Origin of the sequence: Gulosibacter sediminis, assembly GCF_030011715.1 — a bacterium.
In the GTDB taxonomy this organism is placed as follows: Bacteria; Actinomycetota; Actinomycetes; order Actinomycetales; family Microbacteriaceae; genus Gulosibacter; species Gulosibacter sediminis.
This window is the reverse complement of record NZ_JASCYH010000055.1, coordinates 1-10,136: the sequence shown is the minus strand read 5'-3', so window position 1 is coordinate 10,136 and position 10,136 is coordinate 1. Positions and strand designations below refer to the sequence as shown.

Genomic DNA, 10,136 nt, shown 5'->3' with positions numbered 1-10,136 from the left:
CAACGGGCGCCTCGAACACCTCCGCGGCTCGGCCCTGGGCTTCCGCAACCTGACTCACTACATCACACGGTCACTGCTCGAAGCCGGCGGCTTCAGACCACTCCTACACCCTCGATTGCGATGAGCCGGTTTCGATGAGCGAGTCAGCGTGGAATCCGTGCGCAAGTGCACGAAGTCGATGGCGCTGTTCCTGGCGTCTTGGTGTGGGGTGCGCGAAGGCTGATCTTCGTTGATCAATTGCTTCCGTGGGCCGCTTCCTATTGAGGGAGGGGCCCACCGAAGTTCTTTGTCTTGGCCATGCGCTGGATGCGGTTAATCGCGGTAGCGGGGAGAGATCGTTCCCTTGTTGTGACGCCGCGAGAGGAGCATTGTTGCGGATACGCGCGACGGATGCTCGGCCATCTCGGGCGGAGGCGAGCCATCGCATCCGCTCGTCGAGAAGGTCGGGAACGGCGCCCAAATCGCGGGCCTATCGTGGCTCCCGTCGCACCGAATCATCACCTTCAACGTCTTTGAGGAGCAATTGTGAGCACCAGCGAATTCGAGCAGATCTTCCCGATCGGCGAGTCGAACGAGGCGTACGCCCAGTACTTCATCGGCCAGAGCTACCTGGCACCGCTCACCGACGGCGGCACGCCCGTGAGTAACGTGTCGTTCGAGCCGGGCTGCCGCAACAACTGGCACATCCACCACGGCACCGAGGGAGGCGGCGACCAGATTCTGCTCTGCACCGCTGGCAGCGGCTGGCTGCAGATCGAGGCTCAGGAACCGGTGAGCATGGAACCCGGCAGCTCGATTCGCGTGCCCGCCGGCACGAAGCACTGGCACGGAGCGAAGGCCGACTCGTGGTTCTCGTACGTCGCGTTCATCACGCCCGGCAAAGACGTGAGCAATGAGTGGCTCGAGCCCGTCACCGACGAGGTCTACAGGCAGCTGCCGACGAGCGGGAACTAGGCGCACGGCTGCCGACGAGTTTTAGCCAGCGTCCATCGCCTGAGTTGACCTTCGAGGCACTAGGTCGAGCAACACAGTCTGGTGCACCTGCGGCGCGGCCTGCTTCGCAAGACGGCGCTCGAGCAGGTCGACCACCTGCGAAGCAATGAGCGTGGTGTCCAAGCGCATGCTGGTGATTGGACACGGCGCTTTCTCCGCGAGGGATCCGTCGAGAACCGAGGCAATCTTGACATCACTTGGTACTTGGAGGCGACGTTCGGTGCATGCAGCAAGCGCACCCGACGCGAACACGCTGGATGAGGTGAGGATGGCGTCACAATCAGGCGCTGCCGAGAAGAGCAGGTTGGTCATCTTCTGCGCGGCCGCTGCGCCGCCATCATTCGGCAGTACGCGAATCAACTGTCGTTGGCCCGACGATTCCGACAGCGTGGAGTATGCCTGGAGGATCGATCGGCGGTAAACGTTGTCGGTTTCGCCGATGAGCAGTCCAATTTTCTTGCTGCCGGCTTCTTGCATGTGCTGGATCAGCCTGATGAAAGAGGCGTAGTAGTTGACCCCGACCCACCATGGATAGCTAGTGGCCGCCGGGTCGCGGTCGAGCGCAACCACCGGGATGTTGTGCGATTCAAGTTCCGTTATGGCTTGGTCTTCAAAGTTCGGATGCAACACGACCGAACCGTCGAGGAGCGCGCTATTGGCCAACAGTTCGTCAAATGACCCGCAGACGAATGCCGTAAAGCCAGCGTGGAGGAGGGAGAGAGATACGGCGCCCGTGATGGTCGAGAACGACGTAGTGCCCGTCGTAAAACTCGTGATCGCCTCGGGTGGTCGCACCAGCACCCCGATCACGCGGGTGGCTTCCTTCGGCTTGTAGCCAAGCGTGGATGCGGCCGCGAGAACCCTCTGGCGCGTTCTCGCGGCCACCGGTCGATTGCCACTGAAGACCTGCGACGCTGTCGCAGGCGAGACGCCGGCGAGGTCGGCAACGTCGCGTAACTTCACGAGCGGCAATCGAAGCCTCCGGGCGTCAGTCGTCGTTGATCTCTGCGGTCGAGAGCTTGTGGGTTTCTCGAAGTCCCAAAGAACACAATACGAGTACCAGCATCACAAATGCGCCGTAGACCGCCACTGCAGTGGGGTTGTTGTTGAAGACGACGAGCAACCAAGTCGCGATGAAGGATGCTGTTCCGCCACCGACCGCAGCACCCAATTGGTAGCCGGTCGACATCGCCGAATACCGGACGCGGGCAGGGAACTGTTCGCCGGAGAAGGTTGGAATCGGGCCCTGCGTAATACCGGTAAGGAGGCCCGTGATCGCGAATGCCAAAGTGGCCATCGGGATGCTCATAGTGCCCACCATTGGGAAGTAAATGAACAAGAAGATTGCCATGGTGATGCCACCGAGGATCATGACCTTCTTTCGGCCAATTACGTCTGAGAGGAGCGCGAATAGTGGCGCGCTGATGATGAGGACGCCGCTGTAGGCGAGCTGCGAGATCAGCGCATCGGTCGATTCGTACCCGATGGCCGTGAGGTAGGACAGGAAGAACGTAAAGCCGATGTAGGCGATGGTGTTATAGCCGTAGCTCACGCCGAGTACGAGCAAGATTTCCTTCGGGCGGCGCTTGAACATCTCGACGAACGGGATCGTCGCCGAGTCAGCGACCTTGACAGCTTCTTCCTTGGGCATGCTGATGCGCGCCAAGAGCCCGATCAAGACGAGTGCGCCACCCAGCCAGAACGGCACGCGCCACGCGAACTCAACAAGGTCTCCGCCTGCGGCCGCGCTCGTGATGGCAAACACGAGGATTCCGATGAAGGTTCCGAGGCCGATGCCCATGCTCGTGAAGCTGCCCCAGAGACCCCTGCGGTGCTGAGGCGCGTTCTCCAAGCCGAACAGGGCGGCACCGCCCCACTCACCTCCAGCCGCGAACCCTTGGATGAGGCGCAACGCTACGAGCAGAACCGGCGCCCAGGCTCCGATGGTTTCGTAGGTGGGTAAGCAACCGATCGCGAGTGTCGAGACTCCCATCGTGATCAACGTCAGGATGAGCATCGGTCGTCGACCGATCTTGTCGCCGAAGTGGCCGATGATGATTCCACCGAGGGGTCGAGCGAGGAATCCCGTACCAAATGCGGCGAATGCGTACAGCGTTCCGATAACTGGATCGACGTCGGGGAAGAACAGAACATTGAACACGAGTCCCGCCGCCAGCCCGTAAATGAGGAAGTCATAGTATTCCAAGGCGGTTCCGATACCCGAGATCAAGAAAGTCTTGACTGCAGAAACCCGGCCTGTCGGCGATTCGAGTTCGTTTGGAGCGATCTGTGTTTGCATGAGTGTTCCTTACGCGGTGAAGTGTGCGGAGGCGATCGCAGATTCCGTGGCACCATTGCCGAGGTATCTGGCGATATTTGGACGGCTGAAGTCCATCGGATATGGGTCGTTGGCGTGGTAGACGGTCGTCGGGTTTAAGTCAGCAAGAACTGCGGTCGTGGCCTCGAGTGCTTCAGGAAGCGCGAGTTGCTGGGCGCTGGCATCGATGCGCGGCCGAGCGATCGCTTCACCTGCTGTTGCTCCGTTGTCGATTAGTTCGATCGCAAGCTGGGCAACCGCACTGATGATTCGGCGGCCGCCCGACGCACCGATGGCCGACTTGCGCCCATCGTCGTGTAGCGCCAGGACAGGTCCCATGTTTGCGAGGGCCCGGCCTCCGCCTCTGATGCTGTTTGCGGAACCCTGTGCGGCGTTAAACCATGCCATGGAGGAATCGAAGAGAAGGCCTGTGCGGGGGCAAACGATTCCGCTGCCGAAGTGGTTGGCAGCAGTGTGGGTGATTGCAACCACCATGCCGTCGGCGTCTGCGGCTGATACGTGCGTAGTCCCGCTCGTGGGGGTGCTTGCAGCGGTTGGGGACCAAGGCGCTTCCGTCGGTTGGCCATGAACAATGTGGCGAGGATCGTGAACGGGGAAATCTGCGTAGGTAATCCAAGGGGCATTCTCTTCCCACCGAGGAATGTCGCGGCCGGTCGCCACTTCGTCTGCGATGGCCTGCGCATAGGAATTGCTAAGCAGCTCGTCGACCGGAGGGTTCGAGAAATCGGTGTCGCCCAGCCAGTAGTAACGATCTGCGAATGCATGGCGCAGGCTCAGCGCCAGTCGGCGGAGTCGTTCGTCGTCGGAAACGTCTCGTGGATCGTCAACTGCTTGCTGATAAATCGCGAGTGACTCGAGCGTGGTGAGCGCGCCCGAGGGCGCGTGAGAAGCGGCAAGCGTTGCATTTCGGTATTTCAGCAGACGTGCTGGCCCGATGTATGGAGCCGAAGATTCCAAGTCCTCGCGCGCGAGGATGCCGCCGAGCTCAGTCGAGGACTGTACCAGCGCATCCGCGATCGCGCCGTGAGTGAGGGACTCCTTGCCGTGTTCGGCCACGTGCTCCAGCGTCGACGCAAGTAGTTCCTGGTGAATGCGCTCATACTGTCCGAATGTTGGACCGTAGCCGGCGCTACCGACGGCTCCCTTCGGTAAACCTTGCTCGTCGAGGAAGACCCCTCTCGCTGTTGGATCGGCCCGAAGTCGTTCCAGGTCGCTGAGCGCCGATGTGAGGAACCACGCATCGACTGGAAAACCATCCCGTGCGGCAGCGATAGCGGGGGCGAGAACGTCGTGGGCGGTGAGCCTCCCGAAATGCTCTTGTGCGGTGAGCAGCGCATAGAGGGTACGCGGAACTCCTGCGGCTAGCGGGCCGTCGACATTCGCGTTGTCCACGACCGGTGCGAGACCAAGTACCGAGGGAAGGTCACCCTCGTAGGTTTGCAACTCGAACATGTCGGGTCGCGCCGCAGCGGGGGCTTTCGGCCCGAAGTCGATTTCGGTGGGGGCAATCGAGTCTGATGCAATCAGCATGAAGCCGCTGCCGGCGAGGGTTGTCTCGGTCGGCTCGATAACACCGCACACAAGTGCGGTCGCGACCGCGGCGTCGACAGCATTGCCGCCGATCTCATACATCGCCATCCCGGCCCGAGTCGCCAGGTCGTGTGCTGAGACGACAGTGCCGTCCGAACTGCTCGTGTGCTCCGATACTTCGGTTGCTTTGCTCGAATGCGTGCGCATTTGGTTCCCTCCGCTTCGTTGCCCAGGTACTGGGGAGCCTATGAGCGGGGGAACGCGCGCTGAGCATGTTTTGCGCTTTTTGCGCATCGAACGCAAACACGGCTTCGAGCGTGCCGACGCGACTCGTGCTCGGCTCGCGCGCCGAATACGAGGCCCGCGTCGAGCGCACCGGCAGCTGGATCAGCGTGGGCTACTTTCTCATCGACGCGGCGGCCGGCATGATCGCGACGCCCGTGACGCTGGGCACCGACGCGGGCATCGACCTCGCCGACGACGGAATGGTCTAAGCCCGAGCATCCTCAGGGCACGCCGGCGACCCCGGCCCCGACTCAGACGAGCCCGAGCACCTCGTTGAGCGCCTCGGTCGTCGACGGGTGCGTGTAGATGCCGTCGCGCAGTGCCGTGTACGGGATCTCGAAGCGCATCGCCTGCGCGACGAGGTTGATGACCTCTTGGCTCGCGACGCAGAATAGCGTCGCGCCAAGGATCTGCCCCGACGCGCGGTCGACGACAAGTTGGAAGAAGCCGCGCGGGTCATTGACAGCCTTCGGGCGCGGCATTGCGGCGATGTCGGCGATGTTCTTGCGGGCGACGGCGACGTCCCAGCCCTCGGCGGCCGCGCGCTTGCGCGCTTCGGCGGCGGTGATCCCGACGCGCGAGTACGGCGGCGTGATGAACGTTGTCGACGGCACCGGCCCGCGGGTCGCGAGGCTGCGGCCACCCTCGCCGAGGCTGCGTAGTAGTTGGTCGGCGACGATGCGGTGGTCGTCGAACGAGACGTGGGTGTGCTGCGGCCCGCCGTTGACGTCACCGACGGCCCAGACGCCCTCGGCAGTCGTGCGGAGGAACTCGTCGACCTTGATGGCGCCGCCCTCGACCTCGACACCGGCGCGCTCGAGGCCGAGGCCCTCGACGGCGGGCACCCGGCCGGCTGAGACGAGCAGTGCATCCACCTCGAGCTCGCTCGTCTCGCCGCCGCGCTCGAGGGTGAGCGTGAGGGGCGCGGTCGGGTCGGACGGCGCGTCGACGCGCACGAGGTTCGTGTCGTGGCGCAGCTCGATGCCGATGCCGGTGAGCACCTCGGCGATGGCCGCCTGCGACTCGGGGTCGTCGCCCTTCGCGAGCGTCGCGCCGCGGTTGAGCACGGTCACCTCGCTGCCGAACTCGCGGAACAGGTTCGCGAGCTCGAGGGCGATGAAGCCGGCCCCGAGCACCGCGAGGCGGCGGGGGAGTCGGTCGGCGTCGATGAGCTCGGTGCTCGTGACGACGCGCGGGTCGTCGAGCGCACGCTCGGGCAGCCCCGCGATCTCGGGGATGCGCGGGGTTGCGCCGGTGCCGATGATCACGTTGTCGGCGGTGACGGTGATCTCGTCGTCGCCCGCGACGAGGCGCAGCGTGCGCTCGCCGGTGAACTCGGCCCGGGCGACGATCACGAGCGCGCCGGGCGTCTCGACGAGCTTGAGGTTCGCGGCCTGCATCTTGCCGCGCAGCGTGCGCTTGCGGTTGATCGCGGAGTCGAAGGCGGCAGCAGGGTCGCTGCCGGTCTGCTGGCGCAGATCGGCGTCGTGCAGCAGCGTCTTCGTCGGCACGCAGCCGATGTTGATGCACGTGCCGCCGAACATGTCGTCGTGCTGCTCGACGAGCGCGACCCGCCTACCGTCTCGCGCGAGCATCCCCGCGAGGGTCTTGCCCGCCTTGCCGAAGCCGACAATGACGGTGTCGAAGTGCGTCGATTCGATGCTCGGAATGGTCTGCGGCATGGGGTGCCTCCCTCTCGTGTCGCTGCCAGCGTAGGCGTGCCGCTGGGTGCGGCGGCGCGAACCCGGCAGCTTGCGGTTGAACGGTATCGGCGACCTGTTGCCGCCGCACTGGCTGCACCGCAGCCCCGGCGCGGCCGCAGGCGCGCCCAGCAACGAGACCGATGCGTTGATCCAGCTCGTGCAGGGCGACTGAGTGGCTGCCTAGGCGCGGCTCGCGTCGGCGAGCTGCGGCGCGGCGCCGGTGTTGGCGTCGACGGCGGATGCGGTGCTCGCGTTCCGTGCTTCGCGGCGCATGAGCGCGACCGACACGAAGGCGAGGACGAGCGCCGTGAGCGTCATGAGCGCGCCGACCCAGCCCGCCGATTCGAGGCCGAGCCCCGCGGAGATCGTGGAGCCCGCGAGCCAGGCGGCGAGCGCGTTGCCCATGTTGAACGCGCCGATGTTGATCGCCGAGGCGAGCGTCGGCGCGGCCGAGGCGCGCTGCAGCACGAGGGTCTGCAGCGGCGGCACGGTCGCCATGCCGAGGGCACCGAGCAGGAACACGTTGATCACCGCGAGCACCGGCTGGTGCGACGTGAACGTGAACGCGAACAGCGCGACGACGAGGGCGGCGAGGCTGCCGACGACGGTGGGCATGAGCGCCTTGTCGGCCATCTTGCCACCGAACCAGTTGCCGATGAACATGCCGACGCCGAGCACGATGAGGATCGGCGTCATGGCGCTCTCGCCGAAGCCGGTGACCTCGGTCATGATCGGCGTGAGGTAGGTGAGCGCGGCGAAGACGCCGCCGAAGCCGAGCAGAGTCATGAGCAGGGCGAGCAGCACCTGCGGGTTGCCGAGGGCGGTGACCTCGTGGCGCAGACGCACACCGGCGGGGGTCGGCAGGTGGGGGATGAGCGTCGCAAGCGCGGCGATCATGATGGCGCCGAGCACCGAGACGGCGATGAAGGTCGCACGCCAGCCCAGCTCGTGGCCGAGCCAGGTGCCGAGCGGCACACCGGCGAGGTTCGCGAGGGCAATACCGCTGAACATGACGGCGACCGCCTTGGAGCGGCGCTCGGGCCCGGCGAGCTCGGCCGCGACGACCGGGCCGATGCCGAAGAACGCGCCGTGGGTAAAGGAGGTAAGCACGCGGCCGCCGAGCAGTAGGCCAAAGCTCGGGGCAAACGCGGTGAGCAGGTTGCCGACGGTGAAGATGACCATGAGCAGCACCAGCATCTTCTTACGTGGCACTCGCACCCCGAGCAGCGTCATGAGGGGCGCGCCGACGAGCACGCCGGCGGCGTAGGACGAGACGACCCAGCCGGCGGCCGGAATCGACACCTGGAATTCGGCGGCGATCTGCGGCAGCAGGCCGACCGGCACGAATTCGGTGACGCCGACGCCGAAGACGCCGAGGGCGAGCACAAGGAGGGTGAGACGAGATCCAGAATTAGTTGCAGACGCGGGTTGTTGATTCACGCAGGTCAGATTACTTGCAGACGCCGACTATTGCAAGGTGTACTCTTGCAGGTGTTGGAAGGGGCTTCGACATGGCGACTTCAGCCGCGGCAACCACGGTCATCGATGGGCACACGACGCTCGCGCAGCGTTGGTACTCGCTGCAGGTCGCGCACGACCGCATCTCGGCGCGCATCGAAAAGCAGCTGCAGCCCGCGCACGGCATCAGCCTGCGCGAGTTCTCGCTGCTCGAGGTGCTCAACCGTCAGCACGACGGCGACGGCGGCCACCTGCAGATGAAGGAGGTCGCGGCCGCGGTCGCGCTAAGCCAGAGCGCGACGACGCGCCTCGTCGCGCGGCTCGAAGACCGCGGGCTGCTTACCCGCTACATCTGCTCGACCGACCGGCGCGGCATCTACACCGACGTCACCGCGGCGGGGCGCGAGCTGCTCGAGGCTGCACGTCCCCTGAACGATGCGGCGCTCGAAGAGGCGCTCGCCGAGCTCGGCGAGGACCCCGAGTTCGCCGACCTGGTGGGCGTGCTGCGCGGTTAGCCGTCGCGCTCGCGGCTGGGCGCCCGGTGCGCCGATTCCCAGCCTTCTCACGAAGCGTTCATGTGCCGCGGAGGCCGGTTCGCTAATCAGAGATACGAGCGAGCAAACCTGTGCTCGCGACAATCGCCAATCCTGTCGGGAGGCAACTGACTATGACGAACCAAAACACCTTTAGCGATCTTGCCAACGCCGATGTCTACGACAGCGCCGGGCACAAGCTCGGTGGCGTCAATAATGTCTACGTATTCGATGGCACCGAGGAGCCCTCGTGGGTCACGGTGAACACGGGTCTCTTCGGCAGCCACGAGACCTTCATTCCGCTCGCCAACGCGCAGTTCAATAGCGGCGGACTCGTCGTGCCCTACGAGAAGTCGTTCATTAAGGACGCGCCAAATATCGGCCCCGACGGCGAGCTCTCGGTCGAGCAAGAGAACGAACTTTTCCACTACTACGGCATCGACAACCCGAACGCGGTGCGCGGCAACGCCGGTGTGCCCGGGACGGATACGCGCGACGGTGAGCGGGGTGCGCGCGACACCCGCGACACCAATGCTCGCGAGGGTGGCGCGGATGCGCGTGACACCGACGTTCGCCACGACGGCGTGAATGCGCGCCAGGACGAGCGGGATGCCGGCGCGGCCGGGGATCGCGCGGCGCTCGAGCAGGAGTTCCAGCGCGGCGATGGCCGTCACGACGGCCGCGGTGCCGAAGCGGGTGTGGGCGTCGCGGGAGCTGCCGCCGCGGCTGGCGCGCATCCGGGTACGGGAGCCGAATCACTCGACCCGAACGCGAACGCTGTGCCTCGTGACCGACGCGCCGACCCCAACGCGAACGCTGTGCCTCGTGACCGACGCGCCGACCCCAACGCGAACGCTGTGCCTGGCGACCGACGCGTCAACTCGAACGCCAATGCGGTGCCCGCTGAGGAGCGGCGTGACTCCGGCCAGGATGCCGCCGCGGGCGAGGAACGACTCGACCCGAATGCCGCCGGGCGCCATGCCGCGACTGGCGCGGGCGTTGCATCCGAACCCAACACGGCGGGCAGCGCAACGGCTCCCGCGGGTGGTGCCTCGCAGCAGAACGCGGGCGGCAACCTGCGCCTGCGCAAGCGGGTCGTCACCGAGACGAAGCTCGTCGAGGTGCCGGTGCAGCGCGAAGAGATCGTCGTCGAGAACCCCGACGGCAGCGTGAGTCCGGTCGACGGCGCCGACGGCGGCGCCCCGGTGCGCTAACGTCTGACGAGTCCGCGCGGCGGTGGCGAGTGCGCCACCGCCACGCGGTTCTTTGACGCACGGGCCGGGGGACATGCAGGCG

General features: G+C 65.4%; 10 protein-coding genes. 5 read left to right on the top strand and 5 right to left on the bottom strand.

Features of this window, described 5'->3' with window-relative positions; genetic code table 11:
• Positions 1–525: 525 nt before the first annotated feature.
• Positions 526–954, top strand: coding sequence for a cupin domain-containing protein (locus QM019_RS11925; protein ID WP_282828023.1), 429 nt, complete (start codon positions 526–528; stop codon positions 952–954).
• A 21-nt stretch (positions 955–975) separates the two neighbouring features.
• Here the strand turns inward: QM019_RS11925 and QM019_RS11920 are convergent, their stop codons facing one another.
• From QM019_RS11920 to QM019_RS11910, 3 genes are read right to left on the bottom strand one after another with little or no spacing between them, the layout of a single operon-like run.
• Entirely contained in the window at positions 976–1,956 is a 981-nt protein-coding gene (locus QM019_RS11920) for a LacI family DNA-binding transcriptional regulator (RefSeq protein ID WP_282853180.1), read from the bottom strand.
• A 25-nt stretch (positions 1,957–1,981) separates the two neighbouring features.
• Complete coding sequence (locus tag QM019_RS11915; protein WP_282853179.1) at positions 1,982–3,292, bottom strand: MFS transporter; 1,311 nt, start codon at positions 3,290–3,292, stop codon at positions 1,982–1,984.
• A 9-nt stretch (positions 3,293–3,301) separates the two neighbouring features.
• The gene (locus tag QM019_RS11910; RefSeq protein WP_282853177.1) at positions 3,302–5,068 is read right to left on the bottom strand and encodes a gamma-glutamyltransferase; all 1,767 of its coding nucleotides are present in this window, start codon (positions 5,066–5,068) and stop codon (positions 3,302–3,304) included.
• 110 nt (positions 5,069–5,178) lie between these two features.
• Here QM019_RS11910 and QM019_RS11905 point away from each other — a divergent pair, with 110 nt between their 5' ends.
• Positions 5,179–5,355, top strand: coding sequence for a hypothetical protein (locus QM019_RS11905; protein ID WP_282853176.1), 177 nt, complete (start codon positions 5,179–5,181; stop codon positions 5,353–5,355).
• Positions 5,356–5,397: 42 nt separating this feature from the next.
• On the opposite strand, the gene QM019_RS11900 is transcribed toward QM019_RS11905, so the two are convergent.
• Entirely contained in the window at positions 5,398–6,828 is a 1,431-nt protein-coding gene (locus QM019_RS11900; protein ID WP_282853175.1) for an FAD-dependent oxidoreductase, read from the bottom strand.
• 46 nt (positions 6,829–6,874) lie between these two features.
• On the opposite strand from QM019_RS11900, the gene QM019_RS11895 reads away from it, so the two are divergent.
• The gene (locus QM019_RS11895; protein WP_282853174.1) at positions 6,875–7,021 is read left to right on the top strand and encodes a hypothetical protein; all 147 of its coding nucleotides are present in this window, start codon (positions 6,875–6,877) and stop codon (positions 7,019–7,021) included.
• Between the two features lie 8 nt (positions 7,022–7,029).
• Here the strand turns inward: QM019_RS11895 and QM019_RS11890 are convergent, their stop codons facing one another.
• Positions 7,030–8,289 carry an MFS transporter gene (locus QM019_RS11890; protein ID WP_282853173.1) on the bottom strand — a complete coding sequence of 420 codons (1,260 nt, stop codon included), beginning with the start codon at positions 8,287–8,289 and terminating at the stop codon, positions 7,030–7,032.
• Positions 8,290–8,360: 71 nt separating this feature from the next.
• On the opposite strand from QM019_RS11890, the gene QM019_RS11885 reads away from it, so the two are divergent.
• Together QM019_RS11885 and QM019_RS11880 are read left to right on the top strand one after the other, a co-directional pair.
• Positions 8,361–8,822, top strand: a complete 462-nt coding sequence (locus QM019_RS11885) for a MarR family winged helix-turn-helix transcriptional regulator (RefSeq protein WP_282853172.1) — start codon at positions 8,361–8,363, stop codon at positions 8,820–8,822.
• Between the two features lie 152 nt (positions 8,823–8,974).
• Positions 8,975–10,054 (top strand): DUF2382 domain-containing protein, encoded by a 1,080-nt coding sequence (locus QM019_RS11880; RefSeq protein ID WP_282853171.1) that lies wholly within the window; start codon positions 8,975–8,977, stop codon positions 10,052–10,054.
• The last annotated feature ends 82 nt before the right edge of the window (positions 10,055–10,136 follow it).

Bases quoted from the DNA above. Each gene is read 5' to 3' on its own strand.
- QM019_RS11915 (WP_282853179.1), bottom strand. From the start codon at position 3,292: ATGCAAACACAGATCGCTCCAAACGAACTCGAATCGCCGACAGGCCGG.
- QM019_RS11910 (WP_282853177.1), bottom strand. From the start codon at position 5,068: ATGCGCACGCATTCGAGCAAAGCAACCGAAGTATCGGAGCACACGAGC.
- QM019_RS11900 (WP_282853175.1), bottom strand. From the start codon at position 6,828: ATGCCGCAGACCATTCCGAGCATCGAATCGACGCACTTCGACACCGTC.
- QM019_RS11885 (WP_282853172.1), top strand. From the start codon at position 8,361: ATGGCGACTTCAGCCGCGGCAACCACGGTCATCGATGGGCACACGACG.
- QM019_RS11880 (WP_282853171.1), top strand. From the start codon at position 8,975: ATGACGAACCAAAACACCTTTAGCGATCTTGCCAACGCCGATGTCTAC.